Here is a 19194-nt window from a genome sequence, read left to right on the forward strand (position 1 = left end):
ACAGGACTGGCCACCGGGTGACATACAATGGAAGCGCTTCCATATCTGCGAGAAATTGTGCTGAAACGGGATCAGATAAACGATCTCGGCCGATACCCCTTTTCGATTCCCGCTGTACGTGAGCTGGATGCTCTTGAGTTTGCCCCTGACGTAACGTTCTTTGTTGGCGAGAACGGCAGTGGCAAGTCTACACTGATGGAAGCCATTGCCGTCGCGCTGGGCTTTAATGCCGAAGGCGGCACCAAAAACTTCAACTTCGACACCCGTGCATCGCATTCCTCGCTGCACCAGCACCTGAAAACCGTCAAGTCGTATCAGCGACCCAGAGATGGCTTCTTTCTGAGAGCAGAGAGCTATTTCAACCTGGCCACCAACATTGAAGAATTGGACCAGAACGACCCTGACAGTCTTTGGCCACCGCCGCCGCCTGTGATCGACTACTATGGCGGCGTATCGCTCCACGAGCAGTCACACGGTGAATCCTTTCTCGCCCTAATGCTGCACCGCTTCGGCGGTAAGGGGCTCTACCTGCTCGATGAACCCGAAGCGGCCCTGTCACCCACCCGACAGCTGGCAGTATTAAGCCGTATGCACCAATTGGTCGGAGATTCCTCTCAGTTCATCATTGCAACCCACTCGCCCATACTGCTCGCCTATCCGGGTGCCTGGATATACCAGATTGACAGCACCGGTATCAGCCGCGTGAATTATGAGGATACCGAGCACTACGCCGTTACGAAGGCGTTTTTGAATAACCCGGAGAAAATGCTGGACGAGCTGTTTCGAGAATGAGAAGGATTGACGGCAAAGTTCTTGCTAATGAGTAGTATCATTCCGAATAGCACGCCATTGTCTAACTTTTGTAGAATAATAGCATCGCTTGCTATAGCCTACGATTAGGGCAAATGACTCCCTGTTACAACCAAATTAAACGAAGGATTCACTAGGCTTCAGGAGTATCGAAATGATTAAGTGGTTAATACCGATTGCGGCATCGGCCGTTCTGATGGGCTGTAATTCAGACAGTGGTGGTTCTGGTAGCGGGGAGTTGAATGTTAGTCTCAAATCGCCTACGTACGTAATCAATGCTGAGTCTCGCGGGGAAATCGATACGATTGTGGGCGATTCAGCCTTATCAGTATCAGCCACAGATTTTTCTGACGTGAGTTTGAGCAGATCCAATGCCCGCTCTGTAACCGGTATGAAGTCAGGCATATCATCGCGCATTTCCGAGTCTGGCAGTTCTGCTTGTGAAAGTAGTGGCACCGTTTCCTACAGTGTTAATGGCAGCGGGATAAACGATGATGGCAGCTTAAAATCCAGCGGCAGTGCGTCAATCAGCCTAACATCCAATAACTGCACATATGATTTCGGCTCTGGATATGAAGTAGAAAATGGTGGGATGAGTATTTCGCTAAGCTGGTCTGGCTACAATGGCAACGATACATTTAATTCAATCGCTGCTACCGTTCTGTTCGATGAGCTCTCCTATGAAGAGTATGGCAGTGGTGGTGGGCTCATCTACTCTGACAGTGTGGATGGTGGTATCAAGGCAAGCATCGCCAACAATGAAAGCAGTGTTCAGATAGCATTATCCCTCAGCTCCTCAGACATCAACAATCAAGTGATTACGATAGAAACGACAACGACCGTGAAACAGCGGGTGTCTGATTTTTACCCCTACCAGGGTGTCGTGGAAGTGAAGGGTGGCAATGGTACTTCGATTGTATATACCGTGGTAGCAAACGGTGTTGAAGTATCGCTGAACGGTGGCCAGCCTGAATTGGTTGCCTGGAACGAGATATAGCAGATAGTGATTTCGCACCACAAGAGGCCCGCTATTAGCGGGCTTTTTTATATCTTATCAATGATTTTCGACTTTAAAGTAAGAGCACTCGTCGAACTATCTTGCCATTTACCTTTGTTAATACTTTGAAACACTAGTTAACGGAATTCATGCGATTATCGGCTAATAATCAGCCTGGGTTCCGAGTGTGCAGTCCGTAACTCATTCCGTTCAGTCGATACTAAGGAAGACATGGAATGAATACGATGAAATCAATGATAGTGATATCCATGGGAATACTGCTTGCCGCTTGCGGAGGGGGTAGTGGCGATGGTGATGGTGACAGTTCCGGGTATTCGGGCAAGACGTCAGCGGCAACGGTTGATGACTCGAATAATACCGCTGTTGCCAAGGGGGTGCATGTCGCCTCCAAACAGGCCGTCAGTACTGAAGAGGGCGGTGGTGCTTTGCGCTCGTTGTTTGTGCCTGATTCTCCCCGCGACATACTGATTGAGCAAAGCCTTGGTGATTCGCAGTCGCTGCTTGCTCGAAACACGACCAATGGTGATTACTCCGAATTCTGTAATGGGGGTGGCTCAGCCTCCTACACCCTTACGACGTCACAGAATGGCGAGTCGGGTGAGTTTACCTACAACTATAATAACTGTACCTATACGTATGGTGAGTATTCTATAACCTACGATGGCAGCATGTATTATGAGTATGATAACAGTGGCAATTACTGGCTGTGGGAATACGACCTTACCGTCTCCACAAATTACATGGGAAGTTATACGTTAACGTCCTCATACGAATGTTCCGGTGACCTGGGGTTGGGCAGCTGCACTGTGTCTGAGAACTTCAGTAATGATGGTGTTTCCTATCGGGTAACCGATGTGTCATTCAGCAGCTCAGGCAGTGATTTCGATTTTACAGCGAAGATATACCACGAAGACTACGGATACGTTGAGATCGTAGCGACTGACTTGGTGTTGTGTGACAACGGCGGTTTTTCAAGCGGTAGCATCGTTGTGACCGACTCGTCATCTACCGATGTACTAACGTTAACCTATTCCGGCTGTGATGACCCGGTGGTAGTAACCTACAATGGGACATCGTTTAACGTGAATCAGTAGCGGCTATATGCTGTATTCATAACTGTTAAAAAAAGCCCGCGCTACGCGGGCTTTTTTGTGTACAACAGACACACTCAAAACAAACTGCTCTGCCCACCCTTCATCAGCGCTTCAATATCCGCCGGGTCTTTCACCACATCCTGAGTCAGTACTTCACAGCCGTCGCGGGTGACCACTATGTCGTCTTCGATGCGCACACCAATGCCGCGCCAGCGCTCTTCTACAGACGTGTTGTGCGGTGAGATGTATAGCCCGGGTTCGATGGTCATCACCATGCCGGGTTCCATGACGCGCCATTCGCCGCCGACTTTGTAGTCGCCCACATCGTGCACATCCATGCCCAGCCAGTGGCCGGTCTTGTGCATGAAGAAGGGGGCATAGGCATTGCTGCTGATCAGGTCGTCGACATTGCCGTCGAGCAAGCCCAGTTCGACCAGGCCCTCAACCAGAACACGCACGGTGGTTTCGTGCGGGGCGATCCAGGGTTGGCCTGGGCGCACAGCTTCGATGCTGGCGTACTGGGCTTTCAGCACCAGGTCGTAAATGGCACGCTGTTCAGTACTGAAGTGGCCGTTAGCGGGGAAGGTGCGGGTGATGTCGGAGGCGTAGTATTCCAGCTCGCAGCCAGCGTCGATCAGCACCAGGTCGCCGTCTTTGATTTTGGCGGTGTTTTCGATGTAGTGCAGAATGCAGGCGTTGTCGCCACTGCCAACAATGGCCGGGTAGGCGGGCCAGGGGCTGCCAGCCAGCATGCATTCGTGTTCTATCTCGGCTTGCAGCTGGTATTCCATCATGCCGGGTTTGCAGGCCTTCATGGCGCGGGTATGAGCCCGGGCGCTGATTATGGCGGCCTCTCGCATGATGGCGATTTCCTGTTTCGATTTGAACAGGCGCAGGTCGTGCAGCAAGTGCGACATGTCAGAGAAGTCTTCCGGTGGCTGGGCACCAGTGCGCACTTTGGCGCGAATCTGGTTGACCCAGGTCATCAGCTGGTGGTCGAAGTCGCCATCGACCCCCATTTGCGAATAGACGCGGCTGCGGCCTTCCATCAGGCCCGGCAGAATGTCGTCGATGTCGTCGATGGGAAAGGCATCGTCGGCCTGGAATTGCTCCACAGCACCGTCGGGGCCGGCGCGGTAGCCGTCCCAGATTTCCCGGGCCGGGTCTTTATCGCGCACAAACAGTACGTATTCGCCCTGCTCACGGCCGGGCATCAGCACCAGTACGGCATCCGGCTCACGAAAGCCAGTGAGGTACATGAAATCGCTGTTCTGACGAAAGCGGTGGTGCACGTCGTTATTGCGAATGGTTTCCGTGGCGGACGGCAATATGGCAATGCTGTTGTCGGCCATCTGTTCCATCAAACGCTTGCGCCGTTCGGCAAATTCCGCCGGGCTGATGTGTTTCATGCGGTCGTCCTCAAGGTCTGTCTTTCAAATAGGGTTAGCGTTTTCATTCGGCAAGCGTGCCCGGGTCAGTGAACGACCGGGGGTTCGTCATCGCTGGCGGCGTTGGCGTTGTATTCCAGAAACAGAGTGAGCACGCCCAGACGAACGTGTTCGCTGATCGCCAGGAAGTCGGCCTCGGCCTGGTCACCTTCGTCGTATTCAGTATCGACCTGGGCAATGGCCGACAAGTCTTCCAATACCTCTTCTACGGCTTCGGGCAGGGCCTGGCCTTCAGCGACTACGCCCACCGAGCCAAAGGCACCCAGAAAGCTGCCGCTCCAGTCGCTGAGCGCGTCGAGGCGTTCATCGAGCGGGGCTTCGTCGGTGGGCAGTAGCAGGGTAAAGCCAAGGCCCGTGTCTTCGAGTGACTGCAATGTCCACACATAGAGGCCTTTGAGAATGATGTGGTGGCCTTCGGTGACGGTTTCCGTCGGGGCCAGTAGCTCCAGCGCCCAGTGCACCCAATCTTCGCTGCTCATGCGGTGGCCGGCGGCCAGAATGCCCGCCAGGGAGGCGTGCAGTGAGGTTGGGGTTTGGCCGGTACCCAGGCGTCGAAACAGCTCGGCGAGGTCTTCATAGGCCATTTCAGGGGCTTCAGGGCGGGATTCAGGGTGTTTTGCTGACGAGTCGGACATGAAGTCTCCAATCGGAGGGCCAGGAGGGGGTGGCCCAGAGAATGCGCGGGTCCGGGTCCAGTCCGGACATACTTTTTACCTGGTACTTTTTACCTATAAAACATGCTATCACAGCCCAAGCTGTGACCGCAGTCGTTGACCGTTACCAAGCCGCGTTTATATAGTAGGCCCCCGTAAACAATGCTGGCCTGCCTATGTCTGAACCAACCCTGAAGAGTCTGGAACACAAACTGGACGCCTTGCTCGACCAGTTTCAGCGCCTGGAGCAGGAAAATCAGCTGCTAAAAGCCGAACGGTCGGCCTGGCAAGCCGAGCGCGCCAAACTGATCAAACAGAACGAGTTGGCCCGAGACCGGGTCGAAGCGATGATAGTGCGCTTGCGGGCCATGGAGCAATCGGAATGAGCAATGTACAGACCCTGACCGTCACCATTCTTGACCGCGAATACCGCGTCGCCTGCCCGGAAGGCCAGGAGCCCAAGCTGGAAGAAGCCGCGCGGGCGCTGGACCGTAAAATGAAAGAAATTCGCGTGACCGGCAAAGTGTTCGGCATTGAGCGCATCGCGGTGATGGCGGCATTGAACCTGACCCGGGAGTTGCTCGATACCACCCCGGTGGCCGCTCACGATCAGGACACCCTGGCACGGCTTGAGCAGAAAATCAGCCAGGTATTGCCCGAGCAGATCAGCATTGCGATGGATCTGGATGAGGATGATTGAGGGTAACCTCATCATGCGAAAAATTTTCGATCAGCGTTGTGGGGCCAGGGAGCGCGTCCCAGGCGAGCCGGGCGTTTCAAAGTGATCGGGAAGTGAATAAATCGTATCTGTCAAGACTGTCATTCGCCGCATTTTCATTATAATCCGAGTCATCCCTGGGCTATGCGCCAGCTATGCAAAGTCCTCGAGCCGATAATTTTTACCCAGGTGTTTCTTAGCTGGTAATGTGAGCATGTCCGCTTGTCGGAAAGCCTAATTTATCACGAGGGACGCCGCCTTGAACTCTACGGTTCAAGGTCTCTCATGGCAGCGGTAGTCTGGGGATACCCGTTTTTTGGAGTCTGTTTCGGATGACTCAGCCCGACCCTGAAATAGCTCATCAGAAGCGTGCTTTGCGCAAAGAACTGCGCGCTCGCCGGCGCGCCCTGTCACCAATCGAACAGCACCTCGCTGCTGTAGGCCTGGTCCGTCAGGTTCGCCACCACCCCGATTACCCCCGCGCCCGCCGCATTGCCTTGTATTGGGCGAACGATGGTGAGATTGATCTCGCTCCGCTAACGGATCAGTTGAAGGCCGATGGAAAGTCTGTGTTCCTGCCGGTGCTTAACCCCCTCGATCCCGTCCGACCGCATCTCTGGTTTTGCCACTGGCAACCGGGCGAGCCAATGCGAGCCAACCGGTTCGGCATTCCGGAACCGGCCAGGCCGGAGCGTATTCCCACCTGGACGCTCGATTGGGTGCTGATGCCGCTGGTGGGGTTTGATGCCGCCGGGGGCCGGCTGGGCATGGGCGGCGGGTTTTACGACCGGACTTTCGCGCAGGAAGGGCGCTGGCCACAGCAGCCGCAACGCCTGGGCGTAGCGCATGAGTGCCAGTGTGTAGAGGCTATTCCCCAGGAAGGGTGGGACCTGCCCCTGGCGGCGGTGATCACCGACCAGGGGATATACAAGTAGCGTGGGATGCAGCACCTGGCCTGAAGCCAGAGCGCCTATTGGCGGTTAAGCTCGGTTCCCAACAGGATACCGGACGCCTTGGCATTCACATCATTGATGCGTTCGCGATTGTCTCCCTTCGACATGCCGCTCAGGGTCAGTCCTAACCCGAGGATCAGCGCCAGCATCACCAGAATATCCGGTTTACTGCGTTTCATAGTGGCTTTCTTTTTTAATAATTGATGTTGGTTAGCCGGTTTTACCGGTCTGTTCACCCCGGCCTCGACACCGGTGGTACTGCGTTCTACTGTGATACAGCGCAGATTCTGACGCGCTGTCAGGATCGTGGCGAAGTATCTGTCAACTAATGTGACAAATCTGTGATAAAAATCAAAGTATTTTATTCTTAAAACGCACAAACGGACAAAAAGATGGCAAATTGGCTGCTAAAGACTGAACCGGATGTCTTTTCTATCGACGATCTGGCGGCTGCTGGCAAAAAAGGTGAGCCCTGGAACGGCATTCGTAATTACCAGGCACGGAACTTTCTGCGGGACATGACACCGGGTGACCGGGTACTGATCTATCATTCATCCTGTGCAGAGCCCGGCATTGTCGGCGAGGGCGAGGTGATCAGCGCACCAGCCCCCGATCCGGATGCCCTAAACCCGGAGTCACCTTATTACGACCCGAAAAGCTCGGCCGATAACAACCGCTGGTCGGTGGTGCAGATTCGCTATGTGAGGCACTGGCCGGGGGTTCTTAGCCTGAAAACCCTGAAAGCCGTGCCGGAACTTGAGAACATGGCCCTGCTGCGCCAGGCCAGGCTGTCGGTAAGCCCGGTAACGGATGCAGAATGGCAGCACCTTGAGCAGCGATAACCCCGGTGTGACCAGGCGCACCGAATGCAGCGGCGGGGTATGGTTTACTGTGGCAACACACAGTGGGGCAAACTAAGCAGGTATGGATAAGTTAAAACCCGTCAACTACTCCAACCTCGCGGTCGCCGAACTGATCGACCAGACGACCTGGGCGAATGATTTTACCTGGGAGGAAATCAAAACCCTCGGCGCCTACTTCACCGCCTACGAAGTCGATAAAGGCACCGTTATTTTCTACGAGGGTGCCCGGGCCGACTATATGGGGCTGATCGTAAAAGGCCGGGTGCGGATTAGCAAAACCGGTGCCGACCATTCAGTGATTCCGCTGGTGGTGCTGTCGGAATCCCAGACCTTCGGCGAACAATCGCTGATCGACGGCGAACCTCGCTCCGGCCTGGCCGAGGCCATGGAACCCACCACCTTTGTGATCACCAAGCGCCACCAGCTGTTCACCATGGCCAAAGAGGAGCCAGACCTGGCGTTCCGCGTGCTGTGGAAAGTTTCCCATCTGTTGAGTCAGCGCCTGCGTCACACCAGTTTTAAACTGGTCGATGCCCCCGGCAGCAAAATCTAGCAGCCACTAAAGCCAGCGATACGCGAGCATCCCCAGGTATTCATGCAGCGCCAGGCTGCTCTGGTGCAAGGCCAGGCTGGAAGGTAACCAGCCCATACCCGGAGCGCCAAAGTACCGGGTCATGGCCGTGGGGGCGGCCGTTACGGTCAGGCCGGTCTGTTCAAACACCCGAACCGAGCGGGGCATGTGAAAGCCCTCGGTGACCAGCAGAATATGGTCAATGCCGGCCTCTTCCAGTAACGCAGCACTGAAGTCCGCATTTTCCTGCGTGGTGCGGCTTTGTTCTTCCCGCCAGCGGGTGTCGACCTGAAAGCTGAAGTCCAGTTCGTTGGCCATGGCGTCGGCTAAAGTAGCGGCATCGTCCCCGAATACCGACCCGCCGGATACCATGATGGGAAGCCCCGTCTCCCGGTGCAAAAAGGCACCGTAGCGCAGACGCAGCAGGGTGTGATCCTGACTGACCGGAAAGCCAAATTCGCGCGCAGCATTGTCAATACCACCGGCCAGAATGACAATGGCCTCTGCCTTTGTGGATTCACGCTGCGCTTGGCTCAACACTGGGTAGTGCGACTCCAGCGAGCGCATCAGCGTGGTGCTGACCATGGGTGACGACAATAGCCACAAGCTGGCCAGCGAGATCACCGCCAGGGTGCGGGCCAGTACAGGGCGCCTACGCCAGAGCAGAATGGCCAGCAGGGCTACCAGAATCGAGATCATCGGTGGCAGTGCCAGGGTTTTTAGAAAATAGCGCAGAATCATTCGACGTCCCTGATAGAAAACTGTGTGATTGCGAAGCTAACACCGATTGTGTCTGCCGGACGGCATTGCGTCGCGTTGCCACTTTAGCGACATTGCTGCGATAACAGAAGCTTCGGTCTGGGGGAGACTTTGCCCCCACACAGCATATCCGTTGGCAGTCGGTAGTGGCCCGGCGCCAGTCAATAACATTGCAATGTCTGCACCTGGTTACCTTTGTCACGATTCAGCGGGGGCCTTGCGTGATAACATCGCCTGCCTTGATCTGTTCGATGAGTATGCTTTCCCATGACCCGCACCAACCATGCCCTGACCAGCGCTGTCTTACCCACCTTCTACCGGCTGTGGATACCTTCCATGTTGGGCCTGTTGGCGCTATCGACGGCCAATATTGTTGACGGTCTTTTTATCGGCAATTACGTTGGCGCCACCGCATTGGCCGCCGTAAATCTCATCATACCTTTCTTTGGCATTCTGTTCGGCCTCGTCTTCATGCTCGCTATGGGCGGCGCTGTGCGTGCCGGGAAATACATCGGCGAAGAAAATTATGCTGCCGCCAGCGGTATTTTCTCCAAAACGCTGATGGCCGTCGTCGCTCTGGCAGCGACAGTTATTACTTTGGCACTGGTGTTTGAAACGACGTTGCTGCGTGGCTTAGGTGCCACGGATACAGTGCTGCCACTGATGCAAACCTATTTTCGCATCACCATGGGCTTTATGTGGGCGCAACTGCTTACCGTCACCCTGTACTTTTTTGTCCGCCTCGATGGCTACCCGGCTCTGGCGGCCCTTGCGCTCGCCATCGGCTCTGCCATCAATATCGGTTTGGACTATCTGTTCATTGCCCACTTGAACCTGGGTATCGCTGGCGCGGCCTGGGCTACCGGTATTTCACAATCCATACCCATGTTGGTGTTGTGCAGTTTTTTCTGGTTTCGCAAACGACACCTGTACTTCAAATGGCAACAAAAAGGTTGGCGAGAGCTGTTTCAGTCTGCCTTTAACGGCTTATCGGAGTTTGTGAATGAAGTATCGGGCTCCATCATTGCATTGGTGCTCAACTGGCTTTTCGTATTGCGTTACGGTATCGAGGGTGTCGCGGCGTTTACTGTACTGAACTATCTGCTGGTGATCGGCATGATGATGGTGTTTTCCATCGGTGATGCTGGCGGCGTATTCGTCAGCCAGAACTTCGGAGCCCGCCAACTGGATCGTATTCGACGCTTTCTGTTGGTCAGTGCGGCGAATGCCATGCTGATTGCCGTCATTTTTGTCGGTTTGCTGGTCGGTTTTACCGAGCAACTGGTGACGGTGTTTTTGCAGGAAGACGAATCCAGTGTCATCGCATTGGCTGTCGAATTAGTAAGCTGGATATGGCCGGTATTTTTGGTGAATGGCTTGACGATGATCGTCACCTCCTATCTCACCGCACTGCATTTGCCGGTGGCGTCAGCACTGATTGCCATGAGCAGAGGCCTGATTTTGCCAGCAGTGCTGTTGATCAGCTTCTTCGTGCTGCTGCCAAAACAGCCGTTTATCGTTGCCATCCCCTTGGCCGAATGGCTGACCTTCGGTTTGGCGTTATTCTTCTTATGGCGGTACTTTCCGAATACGACGTTGTTTGAGCGCACTGGTCAATCAGTTACCACCCGTGCCGCTTAACCTTTTATGAGCGCGGGTGTTTGCACCCGCAGCGCTCGATCCTGTGCGGGCGCTATTGTTTGAGAAAGACCCTGCGGGTCTGATCATTACCCTGCTGTTGTTACTCTGTTGATTGTCCAGCCGGAGTTCGTTCTTGCTGATGGGTCTTTGGGCGCATCGTTCACGCTCGGCGTGAGGGACTCATTGGGCTCGAAAATGAGCCGGGTTTTGATCAGCGCCGGGTGTTCATCCTCGCGATGGCTGACAAACAGCAATGTGGTCGGGCCAGTATCCAGGATGCGCTCCATGGCGGCCAACACCCGAAAGCGATTAACGTCGTCCAGACCCTGGGTCGGCTCGTCGAGAATCAGCAAGGGTGGCTGTTTGATCAATGCCCGGGCGATCAGCACCAGACGTTGCTCGCCGGTCGAGAGGCTGCGAAAGGCATCGCCGGCGCGGTGATCCAGCCCCAGCAGTTCAAGCCACTGGTGGGCCAGGTGGGCTTCTTCGGCGCCGGTGTTGGTGTAGACCCCGATCGAATCGGTCAGGCCGGAGACCACGGCCGTAATCACATTGCCAGCAACGCGGTAATCCCGATGCAAGGCGCCGGAGACCAGCCCCAGGTGTTTTTTAATGTCCCAGATGGTTTCTCCACGGCCACGTCGATAGCCGAAAACGGTCAGATGGTTGGCGTAGCACTGTGGGTGGTCGCCACTGACCAGGCTCAGCAGCGTCGACTTGCCACAGCCATTGGGACCGATGATCTGGGTGTGCTCGCCCGGCATCAGTTGCCAGTTCAGGCCCTCGAACTGAACGCCGGTGGCGTATTCCACCTTGCCGTTCTGTAAATCGACAAGCGGCTGATCGGCGGGCCAGTCAGGGAGTTGAAAGTCCGACTGACGGGGCGGCAGGGTAAGCGCATCGGCGCGAGTGAAGGCGAGGGCGGCCTGCCAGTCCGGGTGGGCCTGAACCTCATCGGCAACACCGTTTAGCACCAGCCTTCCGCGATCCAGCAAGGCCAGGTGGCTGGCCCAGGCGGGAATGTCCTGGCGCTGGTTGATCAGCAGCATCAGCCACTGGCCCTGTTCGGCGAGCAGTCCGAGTGCCTGTTCAAGATCGTGTCTCGCCTTCGGGTCGAGCCCTTCATAGGGTTCATCGAGCAGCAGTAAATCCGGCTGTTCCAGCACGGCCCGGGCCAGCATGACTTTGCGGCCTTCACCGGAGCTGAGCAGGCGGTAACCGCGATCCAGCAAGCCGCTCATGCCCAGGCTGGATACCAGCTCGTCGTGGCGGGCTGACCAGGGGGTAATTTCTTCCATCAATGCACGCACCGGGGTACCCGGATCAATGTGATCGGTCAGGTCGGTCTCATCCCGGTATAGCTCTCGTTCGTACAACGCCTGCTGATTCTCCAGCGACAGCCAGTGCACTCGCTTCGGCCGATCCCTTAACCTGCCTGACGCCGGCTGCATTTCATCACACAGCAATCGCGCCAGCGTGCTTTTGCCGCTGCCATTGCCACCCAGCACCACCCAGCGCTCGCCGGGTTCCAGGCTCCAGTCGGTCAGGTGCAAGGCAGGCCCTTTGGGCGCCGCGACGGTGAGGTGTTCAAACTGCATGCCGATACCCGCATTGTGGTGAAAGGGGGTTACGCTAGGCGTAGCCTGCGCAGTGATCAAGCTCATCTTTGCCAAGAGGGTGTTGCAGATTGTGATTCACTAGCCACGCAATGGTGCTCCGTTCGTGCTCATGCGACGTAGGTGACACAATTGGGGAGAAAGCGTTGTGCGGGAACGTGCGTTCGGGCTGCTTTCCCGCACGGTTCAATTGCGCTTTGAATGACCCCTGTGGTGCAATGCCTTGTCGAATCACCCTATTTTTTAACGGTACTCGTGGTGCCGAACAGAAACCAACACCTAGCTGGAGAGTCTTGATGTCTGCTCGTTTGGACGAAAAACTGGATTTGATCTACCGGGATGTGCTGCACCGAAACCCGGGCGAAGAAGAGTTTCACCAAGCGGTTCAGGAGGTGCTGGAGACGCTGGGGCCGGTGATGAGCAAGTACCCGGAGTTTGTCGACCGTAAGGTCATTCAGCGCATCTGTGAGCCGGAACGGCAGATCATTTTTCGAGTGCCCTGGCAGGACGATAAAGGCGAATTTCACATTAACCGGGCATTTCGGGTGGAGTTCAACTCGGCGCTGGGGCCTTACAAGGGCGGCATGCGGTTTCACCCCTCGGTGTACCTCGGCATTATCAAGTTCCTGGGGTTCGAACAAATTTTCAAAAATTCACTGAGCGGTATGCCCATTGGTGGCGGTAAGGGTGGCAGCGATTTCGACCCCAAGGGTAAGTCTGATGCGGAAGTCATGCGCTTTTGCCAGAGCCTGATGACCGAGTTGTACCGCCATCTGGGTGAAAATACCGATGTGCCCGCCGGTGACATCGGCGTTGGCAAACGCGAAATCGGCTACCTGTTCGGCCAGTACAAACGCATTACCAACCGCTATGAATCCGGCGTGCTGACGGGCAAGGGGCTCGACTGGGGCGGCATTTTGGCGCGCAATGAAGCGACCGGGTATGGACTGGTTTACTTCGTTGATGAAATGCTGAAAGCCAAAAAAGACAGTCTGGATGGCAAAACCGTCGTGGTCTCCGGTTCGGGCAACGTGGCCATTTACGCCATCGAGAAAGCTACTCAGCTTGGTGCCAAAGTGATTGCCTGTTCCGATTCCAGTGGCGTTGTCGTCGACGAAGAGGGCATTGATCTCGATCTGGTTAAGCAGTTGAAGGAAGTGGAGCGTCGCCGTCTGAGTGCCTATACCGAAACCCGCACCAGCGCCAAATACAGTGAGAACGGGGATATATGGAGCGTTGCGTGCGACGTTGCCTTGCCCTGTGCGACCCAGAATGAGTTGAACGGGAAAGATGCCAAGAATCTGGTCGAAAACGGCGTGGTGGTAGTCGCCGAAGGCGCGAATATGCCGACCACACCGGAAGCGGCGCGCATCTTTGCAGAGGCAGGCATTGCCTTTGGACCCGGCAAGGCCGCCAATGCGGGTGGGGTTGCCACCAGCGCGCTGGAAATGCAGCAGAACGCGAGCCGCGACTGCTGGACATTCGAGCACACGGAATCCCGCTTGCACCAGATCATGGTCGATATTCACAAGTCGGCCTATGAGACCGCCGATGAGTTTGGCTCGCCCGGTAACTACGTGGTCGGCGCCAACATCGCCGGCTTCTTGAAAGTCGCCCGTGCCATGGATGCGATGGGTCTGGTTTAACCCGTCATGTCGGCCACCAGCACAGGCAGCGCTGAGTGACCACATCCGATACCAGGCGCAGCGGCGATGCGCCTGCGTCGATGACCTTAACGCAGCGCGCGACGGCTTCATCCCGGCCCGCCTCGCTGTCTTCCGGGTGAGCCAGGCCTGGGTGTTCGGTCAGCAGATCCAGTTGAACCCGCTGGTCTGACCCGTGCGGGAAAAGCGCGACGTAGCCCGTCTGGTTTTCCACCAGATCCATAAAAAAGTGCGAGCCATAAGACAGCTCGGGCACCAGTCCACGCCCAAGGTCGGCCACCTCGGCCAGAACCGTCACACGGTGGATATCCGAGAATCGCACGGGTACGCCCAGTTCCGGGCTGCTGGCTCCCCAGCGGCCGGGGCCAATCAGCAGCACCCGGTCGTTGGGTTCAAGGTGCCGGTTCCAGTCTCCGATCAGTCGGGCAACCGACTGCTTTTGCGATTGAGAGAGCGGTGCGTAGGCTTCTGTGTCCACCCAGAGAACGCGGTTGAAGGTCCAGTCCATGGTGCCGCCCATAACCTGCCCTTGGGTCTGAAATAGCACCCGTTCATCTGGAACTGACTGGGGGAACTCTACCGCGCGCTCTGCCCCCAGAGTCCCGAGTGGGCGGCACTGCACCAGGTTGATATGGGGCCTACCCTGATCATCGAGCCTCAGGGTGAACTCGGTATCCACCGGTTGGCCATAAGCGTGCTCCAGCCGCTGCAGGCAGCGTTGCAGTTCGGTAACGAAGGCTGTCTGGTTCAGCAAAGCCTGAAACGTCAGTCGCCAGATCGGGCTGGTCAGTTTCAGTTCCCGGGCGCGTTGGCTGGCATCCCGGTCGACTTCTGCCAGATGGTCAAACGGCAGGTCGATCGCCTCCGCCGCAAGGCGTTGCAACGGCACGGTGGTCAGGCTAGTGCCGGTGATATCCAGTACATCCACCTGATGTTGTGAATGCTGGTAGCGTTCTTCCCGGTTCCGGTAAGGCTGCTTGTTCGGTTGATCCAGGGCGATCATGGCGGCGTGATCACCGCTGATGCGATCCACCGCCCGGGTGCCCAACCCCATCACCAGGCGAACCATGCCGGCGCCCGGGTCCATGCTTTCATCCCAGACGTAGGCGTTTCGTGATACCGCGACTCCGGCGGCATCGGGCAGGTAATAGGATGCGTGGTAGCAGCCATTGACGCGTTGAATCAACAAGGCCATTGATTCTTCCTGGCCGAGCAACCCTCGTTGCTCCCTGTAATGCAGAGCGTCATGATTGAAAGCTGACGCATAGACGGTGAGAATTGCCTGTTCGAGCGCCGCCAGCCGTTCGTCCGGACTGCCCTGGTTAACCAGAAACACGCTCTCGTATTTGCCAGCAAAGGCGTTGCCGAACCCATCTTCCTGCAGGCTGCTGGAGCGAACCATGATCGGGTATTGACCATAGTAGTCGAGCAGGCGTTCCAGCCCCTGGCGAATTTCCGTCGGGAAAGTGCCGCTTAGAATTGCGTTACGCAAAGCGGGTGCATCTCGGTAGACGCCAGTCGCTGTTCGCTGCTGCACGATGTGCACCCAGCAGTCGTTGTGTACCAGAAACGAATAAAACGCATCGGCGCCCAGGTGCCATGAATCGTGTGGGTCGAGGCTGTTTGCGGTTAACTCGGGTTCATCGCGAGCCAGAATCGCCCGGGCGAGCACCATACCCACAGCCTTGCCGCCAATAAACCCGCTGCCGATCAGCCGCTGCCGAATGCCGACCAGATCGGCCAGAGACAGGTAGGCTCGCGCCAGCGACAGCATGCGTGGCTGGCGCGCGATCAGCACGGTCAGAATCCGTTCTTTGAGTGTGTCGTCTTCACCCGTTTCGGCCAGGCGTTGCTCGGCCTGAACAAAGAGCGTTTCCCAGTAATCGAGCGCGAGACGTTGGCTGTCGGCGTTGTTTTGTTGTGCGATGGCCGCTTGCAGGGCAGTGGCAGAGGCGCTGTCCAGCACCGGTTCGAAGCGATCGTCTTGGTGCCAGAGGTGTGGCAGAAACAGGGTCGGGCGGTGACGTTTCCAGACTTTTACCGGCTGCAGTTGGCGGGATGACTCGTGATGGTGGATATCGACCAGTACCTGGGTTGTCTCACGAATGCGCGCCACCGTGGCACGCGAGTGGCGCCGGGAATTCAGGGCGAAATAGGCGACGGTGTCCAGTTCATAAAGGTAGGGGCACACCACCTGAAAAAAGTGACCCACCATGGTGTCGGTGGCCCAGGCGTCGAGCAGTTCCGAGAGACTGTCGAACACGTAAAAGGCGCCGGCGCCGTAATCAGTAATCAACTGCCAGACGCGTTGGGTAAACGACTCGAAGCCGCCTTCCGCCTCGACAGACACCACCCGGACACCGGGCCCGGCCTCAAGCAGTGGCGCTTGTTGCCCAAAACGCACGTAGATGATGTCACGGTGTTGCGTGGCCGCGGCTTTGGCAAAAAGTGTGGCCAAGCGCCGGTAATCATCGAGGTCGCTGACTCGCCAGACGACGTTGTCGCCAATGCGCAGGTCATCGAGCAGACGGTCGAGCGGGTGTAGGCCGGTGGAAACCCTGGAGTGGTTCGTCATTCAATCGCCTTCTTCCTGAGCATACAGCTCAAGTCCATTGTACGGGTGCGCGTTCAATGCCGCCAGGCGACTCGCCAGATCGCCACTGTGTATCTCCAGCTTGTGCCCGTCCGGGTCCAGAAAATAGAGCGACACGCCTTCGCTTTTGTTGTCTTTCCAGACCGTGGCTTTGTGCTGGCCAATGGCGTCAGCACAGGTTTCAAACGCCATGGGGTCAACCGAGAAGGCCAGGTGCGTATAGTCAGCGCGTGGGACGGGCTGGGTTTGGGTGTCGAGCGACAGGCATATCCAGTCGTTACCCGCTTCAAGGTAAGCACCTCTGGCCCACTTCGCCACCGGTGTTAACCCCACGACCGTCACGTAAAAATCGAATGACCGTTCAAGGTCGCTGACGGCCAGAGTTACGTGGTTAATGCCGGTGATCATGCTGGGCTCCTGTGGCTAAAAGGAATAAAGCTCAGGGTAACTGAAAAATGAATCGAAGGTGTCTCAGAGGCTTCTTTATAATTATCTGTCACGGGTGTCGAATTCAAGACCGGTTGTTCGACTATTCAGGGCAGCGACAATAGTAAGCTATGGTTCTGCGTGCCTGTTAGTAACTCACACGAAGGAGAGCATCAGATGGTCAGCAGTCCCGAAAAGGTAGCAATGGAAAACATCAACAGCCCCGGTCACGTTGTGCGGGTGGATAAACGCAAGTATGAGGCGATGAAAACTGCGCTGCTGGCGGTGATACCAAACACTGAACCCGGGTTGACCGTTGCCGAGCTCAAGCAACAACTGTTGCCGCTGCTACCCGAAGACCTGTTTCCGGGTGGCGACAAAGCGGGCTGGTGGCTGAAAGGCGTGCAGTTGGACCTGGAAGCCAAGGCCATTATCGTCCGGGAGAATACAAAACCGCTCAGGCTGCATTTAAAGGGCGGGTCTTAGGTCGTTTATCCGTGGGTCTGCTTGCCCGTTCTGGAGCAGAGTTGCTATTGTCTTGAAGCAAGCCGACTACGTTTTCGGCCATTAACTCAGAGTAAATCAGGCCATGACACATCCAAACCAACCTCTGTTCTGGCGAGATTCGCGCATGCCCCACGTGGAATTGCGCAAGGTCGATGATGGCCGCAAGGTGTGTTACGCGCCGCACAGTCATACTCAGTGGTCACTGGGTGCCATCACGGCGGGCGAGAGCACGTTTCATTACCGCGATGATCGTTACAACATCAGTGCCGGGGACCTGGTGCTGATGAATCCGGGGTGGGTGCATGCCTGTAATCCCATCGAAGATCAGCCCTGGGCCTATCTGATGCTGTATGTCGATGCCAACTGGCTGACACAACTTCGATACGCGGCGGGCTTGCTGGATATGCCAAGTTGGCGAGATATTTCTACTCCGGTTATTTCGGATGCCGCCTGGTATGAAGGCTATTGCCGCATGGCCAATTGTTTGCTGGACCCGCAGCGAGCCCTGCTGGATAAACAGACGGAAGTGGTTGAGTACCTCGCTGCACTGATGCAGGCCTTGGCCGGTCAACCGGCCGAGCCTATACCCAATGCACCCGCCTCTCTTCGGGAACTCGCCGTTTATCTGAACGATCACGCGGTGGACGAGATATCCCTGGATGATTTGTGTGATCGCTCGGGCTACAGCCCCGGCCATTTAATTCGTGCCTTCAAACAGCATTTTGGGCTCACGCCCCATGCTTATCTGATCAATCGCCGGGTCCAACTGGGCCAGCGTGACCTTAAGCGGGGCACACCCATCTCCGAGGCTGCGCTGAACGCCGGTTTTAACGATCAGCCGCACTTCCAGCGCACCTTCAAGCGACTGGTCGCCGCCACCCCGAACCAGTATCGCCAGTCGTCACTCAACCAGCAGGTAGACGCAGCTGGCGGCGAGTAATATCGCCAGGGCCCGGTTGATTGTGATCAGTACCGCAGGGCGATGAACGTAACGGCGCAGGAACGCGCCAGCGTAAACCCAGCTCCCCAGCGACAACCAGCAAATGGGCAAATACAGCAAGGCAAAAAGGATGACCTGCTGTATATCATGCCCGTTGGTATAAGCCCCGATACCCGAAGCCGAAGCCAGCCAGGCCTTGGGATTCAGCCACTGCATCAGTGCTCCCGTCATGAAGCCCGGCGCTTCGTTGTTGCCTCCCTCCGGCAATTGACCATCGTCCCGAAACAGCCGAACACTCAAATAGAGCAGAAAAGCGATACCGGCCCAGCGCAGCGCTTCCTGTAACCCGGGAACGACCGCCAGCATAGAATAGAGCCCCAGCCCGACGGCGATAAACAGGGCGATAAACCCCAGACTGGCACCGGTGACGAACACCAGCCCCTGCCTGAGCGGGTAACGGGTGCCGCTGGTGAGACACACCAGATTTACCGGCCCCGGTGAAATTGAGGCGGCCAGCGCAAACGCTGACATTGGCAGAATCATGGAAAGGCTCATTGCTATTCTCCTGGGTGGCAATGGCTGCAGTCTGCTATGGCGGTGGGTCAGGGTATTGCACAAAATTGAGGTGAATGCTTATCGGCGGAAACTGCCGGGGCTTCATTGGGTGCAGTATTTGTGATCCAGGTTTCAGTCGACAGTGCCCGGTTCGATATACTAACCGGGCACTACAAAGGAGATTTGCTATGTCAGACAACAACGCTCAGGGAATTGAAGTTGTAAATGCATTCTTCCGATTTGCTCGAATTCCACATCAGTTCCCCAATTCGCGTAGAGTAACCGATCAAACTGCGGAGGTACTCGATGAAGCGCTTGGCCGTATTCAATTGTGCAGCAATTCAATGACCTGGGTGCCAAAGCCT

The 19194-nt window shown here is 56.2% G+C and carries 20 protein-coding genes and 1 other RNA gene; 13 read left to right on the forward strand and 8 right to left on the reverse strand.

All coding sequences use genetic code 11. The features are described 5' to 3' along the window. Positions 1–27: 27 nt before the first annotated feature. The 3 genes from ACHUE7_RS16680 (at position 28) to ACHUE7_RS16690 (ending at position 2922) form a co-directional block, all read left to right on the forward strand. Positions 28–792 (forward strand): AAA family ATPase, encoded by a 765-nt coding sequence (locus ACHUE7_RS16680; RefSeq protein ID WP_394171012.1) that lies wholly within the window; start codon positions 28–30, stop codon positions 790–792. A gap of 172 nt (positions 793–964) precedes the next feature. Further along, positions 965–1807 (forward strand): hypothetical protein, encoded by an 843-nt coding sequence (locus ACHUE7_RS16685; RefSeq protein ID WP_394171013.1) that lies wholly within the window; start codon positions 965–967, stop codon positions 1805–1807. 245 nt (positions 1808–2052) lie between these two features. Then, positions 2053–2922 (forward strand): hypothetical protein, encoded by an 870-nt coding sequence (locus tag ACHUE7_RS16690; protein ID WP_394171014.1) that lies wholly within the window; start codon positions 2053–2055, stop codon positions 2920–2922. 74 nt (positions 2923–2996) lie between these two features. On the opposite strand, the gene pepP is transcribed toward ACHUE7_RS16690, so the two are convergent. Together pepP and ACHUE7_RS16700 are read right to left on the reverse strand one after the other, a co-directional pair. Then, entirely contained in the window at positions 2997–4331 is a 1335-nt protein-coding gene (gene pepP / locus ACHUE7_RS16695; protein WP_394171015.1) for a Xaa-Pro aminopeptidase, read from the reverse strand. Positions 4332–4396: 65 nt separating this feature from the next. Further along, entirely contained in the window at positions 4397–5005 is a 609-nt protein-coding gene (locus ACHUE7_RS16700) for a UPF0149 family protein (protein WP_394171016.1), read from the reverse strand. Between the two features lie 194 nt (positions 5006–5199). Here ACHUE7_RS16700 and ACHUE7_RS16705 point away from each other — a divergent pair, with 194 nt between their 5' ends. From ACHUE7_RS16705 to ACHUE7_RS16720, 4 genes are all read left to right on the forward strand, one after another. Further along, complete coding sequence (locus tag ACHUE7_RS16705; protein ID WP_127559414.1) at positions 5200–5409, forward strand: TIGR02449 family protein; 210 nt, start codon at positions 5200–5202, stop codon at positions 5407–5409. Beyond that, positions 5406–5723, forward strand: coding sequence for a cell division protein ZapA (locus ACHUE7_RS16710; RefSeq protein ID WP_127559416.1), 318 nt, complete (start codon positions 5406–5408; stop codon positions 5721–5723). The genes ACHUE7_RS16705 and ACHUE7_RS16710 overlap by 4 nt, the downstream gene beginning before the upstream one ends. Before the next feature lie 149 nt (positions 5724–5872). Then, positions 5873–6051, forward strand: a non-coding RNA gene (gene ssrS / locus ACHUE7_RS16715) — 6S RNA. A gap of 22 nt (positions 6052–6073) precedes the next feature. Then, positions 6074–6676 (forward strand): 5-formyltetrahydrofolate cyclo-ligase, encoded by a 603-nt coding sequence (locus tag ACHUE7_RS16720; protein WP_394171017.1) that lies wholly within the window; start codon positions 6074–6076, stop codon positions 6674–6676. Between the two features lie 35 nt (positions 6677–6711). On the opposite strand, the gene ACHUE7_RS16725 is transcribed toward ACHUE7_RS16720, so the two are convergent. Beyond that, positions 6712–6873, reverse strand: coding sequence for a hypothetical protein (locus ACHUE7_RS16725; RefSeq protein WP_164743999.1), 162 nt, complete (start codon positions 6871–6873; stop codon positions 6712–6714). Positions 6874–7086: 213 nt separating this feature from the next. On the opposite strand from ACHUE7_RS16725, the gene ACHUE7_RS16730 reads away from it, so the two are divergent. Beyond that, entirely contained in the window at positions 7087–7536 is a 450-nt protein-coding gene (locus ACHUE7_RS16730; protein ID WP_394171018.1) for an EVE domain-containing protein, read from the forward strand. 82 nt (positions 7537–7618) lie between these two features. Next, positions 7619–8110, forward strand: coding sequence for a Crp/Fnr family transcriptional regulator (locus tag ACHUE7_RS16735; protein ID WP_394171019.1), 492 nt, complete (start codon positions 7619–7621; stop codon positions 8108–8110). Between the two features lie 6 nt (positions 8111–8116). On the opposite strand, the gene ACHUE7_RS16740 is transcribed toward ACHUE7_RS16735, so the two are convergent. Further along, on the reverse strand, positions 8117–8869 hold the full coding sequence (locus ACHUE7_RS16740) for a YdcF family protein (RefSeq protein WP_394171020.1): 753 nt from the start codon (positions 8867–8869) through the stop codon (positions 8117–8119). 285 nt (positions 8870–9154) lie between these two features. Between ACHUE7_RS16740 and ACHUE7_RS16745 the strand changes: the two genes are divergently transcribed. Then, positions 9155–10528, forward strand: coding sequence for an MATE family efflux transporter (locus ACHUE7_RS16745; RefSeq protein ID WP_394171021.1), 1374 nt, complete (start codon positions 9155–9157; stop codon positions 10526–10528). Between the two features lie 86 nt (positions 10529–10614). Here the strand turns inward: ACHUE7_RS16745 and ACHUE7_RS16750 are convergent, their stop codons facing one another. Next, positions 10615–12192, reverse strand: coding sequence for an ATP-binding cassette domain-containing protein (locus tag ACHUE7_RS16750; RefSeq protein WP_394171022.1), 1578 nt, complete (start codon positions 12190–12192; stop codon positions 10615–10617). 248 nt (positions 12193–12440) lie between these two features. On the opposite strand from ACHUE7_RS16750, the gene gdhA reads away from it, so the two are divergent. Continuing rightward, positions 12441–13790 carry an NADP-specific glutamate dehydrogenase gene (gdhA, locus tag ACHUE7_RS16755; protein WP_394171023.1) on the forward strand — a complete coding sequence of 450 codons (1350 nt, stop codon included), beginning with the start codon at positions 12441–12443 and terminating at the stop codon, positions 13788–13790. Between the two features lie 4 nt (positions 13791–13794). Here the strand turns inward: gdhA and ACHUE7_RS16760 are convergent, their stop codons facing one another. Continuing rightward, entirely contained in the window at positions 13795–16383 is a 2589-nt protein-coding gene (locus tag ACHUE7_RS16760; RefSeq protein WP_394171024.1) for a PEP/pyruvate-binding domain-containing protein, read from the reverse strand. Further along, complete coding sequence (locus ACHUE7_RS16765; protein WP_394171025.1) at positions 16384–16809, reverse strand: fosfomycin resistance glutathione transferase; 426 nt, start codon at positions 16807–16809, stop codon at positions 16384–16386. A gap of 195 nt (positions 16810–17004) precedes the next feature. Between ACHUE7_RS16765 and ACHUE7_RS16770 the strand changes: the two genes are divergently transcribed. After that, a complete protein-coding gene (locus tag ACHUE7_RS16770; RefSeq protein ID WP_394171026.1) occupies positions 17005–17313 on the forward strand; it encodes a DUF6958 family protein in 309 nt (102 codons plus the stop codon). Between the two features lie 103 nt (positions 17314–17416). Further along, positions 17417–18274 (forward strand): helix-turn-helix domain-containing protein, encoded by an 858-nt coding sequence (locus ACHUE7_RS16775; RefSeq protein WP_394171027.1) that lies wholly within the window; start codon positions 17417–17419, stop codon positions 18272–18274. Here ACHUE7_RS16775 and ACHUE7_RS16780 read toward each other — a convergent pair. Then, positions 18236–18829 (reverse strand): LysE family translocator, encoded by a 594-nt coding sequence (locus ACHUE7_RS16780; RefSeq protein WP_394171028.1) that lies wholly within the window; start codon positions 18827–18829, stop codon positions 18236–18238. The genes ACHUE7_RS16775 and ACHUE7_RS16780 overlap by 39 nt on opposite strands. Positions 18830–19194: the final 365 nt, after the last annotated feature.

It is taken from the genome of Saccharospirillum alexandrii, from assembly GCF_043641555.1.
Classification (GTDB): domain Bacteria; phylum Pseudomonadota; class Gammaproteobacteria; order Pseudomonadales; family Natronospirillaceae; genus Saccharospirillum; species Saccharospirillum alexandrii_A.

What these genes read in the sequence shown, in the direction of transcription:
- ACHUE7_RS16770 (WP_394171026.1), top strand. Translation starts at nt 17,005, where the DNA reads ATGGTCAGCAGTCCCGAAAAGGTAGCAATGGAAAACATCAACAGCCCC.
- ACHUE7_RS16780 (WP_394171028.1), bottom strand. Translation starts at nt 18,829, where the DNA reads ATGAGCCTTTCCATGATTCTGCCAATGTCAGCGTTTGCGCTGGCCGCC.
- ACHUE7_RS16700 (WP_394171016.1), bottom strand. Translation starts at nt 5,005, where the DNA reads ATGTCCGACTCGTCAGCAAAACACCCTGAATCCCGCCCTGAAGCCCCT.
- ACHUE7_RS16725 (WP_164743999.1), bottom strand. Translation starts at nt 6,873, where the DNA reads ATGAAACGCAGTAAACCGGATATTCTGGTGATGCTGGCGCTGATCCTC.
- ACHUE7_RS16730 (WP_394171018.1), top strand. Translation starts at nt 7,087, where the DNA reads ATGGCAAATTGGCTGCTAAAGACTGAACCGGATGTCTTTTCTATCGAC.
- ACHUE7_RS16745 (WP_394171021.1), top strand. Translation starts at nt 9,155, where the DNA reads ATGACCCGCACCAACCATGCCCTGACCAGCGCTGTCTTACCCACCTTC.
- ACHUE7_RS16735 (WP_394171019.1), top strand. Translation starts at nt 7,619, where the DNA reads ATGGATAAGTTAAAACCCGTCAACTACTCCAACCTCGCGGTCGCCGAA.
- ACHUE7_RS16740 (WP_394171020.1), bottom strand. Translation starts at nt 8,869, where the DNA reads ATGATTCTGCGCTATTTTCTAAAAACCCTGGCACTGCCACCGATGATC.
- ACHUE7_RS16750 (WP_394171022.1), bottom strand. Translation starts at nt 12,192, where the DNA reads ATGAGCTTGATCACTGCGCAGGCTACGCCTAGCGTAACCCCCTTTCAC.
- ACHUE7_RS16775 (WP_394171027.1), top strand. Translation starts at nt 17,417, where the DNA reads ATGACACATCCAAACCAACCTCTGTTCTGGCGAGATTCGCGCATGCCC.
- ACHUE7_RS16705 (WP_127559414.1), top strand. Translation starts at nt 5,200, where the DNA reads ATGTCTGAACCAACCCTGAAGAGTCTGGAACACAAACTGGACGCCTTG.
- ACHUE7_RS16690 (WP_394171014.1), top strand. Translation starts at nt 2,053, where the DNA reads ATGAAATCAATGATAGTGATATCCATGGGAATACTGCTTGCCGCTTGC.
- ACHUE7_RS16765 (WP_394171025.1), bottom strand. Translation starts at nt 16,809, where the DNA reads ATGATCACCGGCATTAACCACGTAACTCTGGCCGTCAGCGACCTTGAA.
- gdhA (WP_394171023.1), top strand. Translation starts at nt 12,441, where the DNA reads ATGTCTGCTCGTTTGGACGAAAAACTGGATTTGATCTACCGGGATGTG.
- pepP (WP_394171015.1), bottom strand. Translation starts at nt 4,331, where the DNA reads ATGAAACACATCAGCCCGGCGGAATTTGCCGAACGGCGCAAGCGTTTG.
- ACHUE7_RS16720 (WP_394171017.1), top strand. Translation starts at nt 6,074, where the DNA reads ATGACTCAGCCCGACCCTGAAATAGCTCATCAGAAGCGTGCTTTGCGC.
- ACHUE7_RS16760 (WP_394171024.1), bottom strand. Translation starts at nt 16,383, where the DNA reads ATGACGAACCACTCCAGGGTTTCCACCGGCCTACACCCGCTCGACCGT.
- ACHUE7_RS16685 (WP_394171013.1), top strand. Translation starts at nt 965, where the DNA reads ATGATTAAGTGGTTAATACCGATTGCGGCATCGGCCGTTCTGATGGGC.
- ACHUE7_RS16710 (WP_127559416.1), top strand. Translation starts at nt 5,406, where the DNA reads ATGAGCAATGTACAGACCCTGACCGTCACCATTCTTGACCGCGAATAC.
- ACHUE7_RS16680 (WP_394171012.1), top strand. Translation starts at nt 28, where the DNA reads ATGGAAGCGCTTCCATATCTGCGAGAAATTGTGCTGAAACGGGATCAG.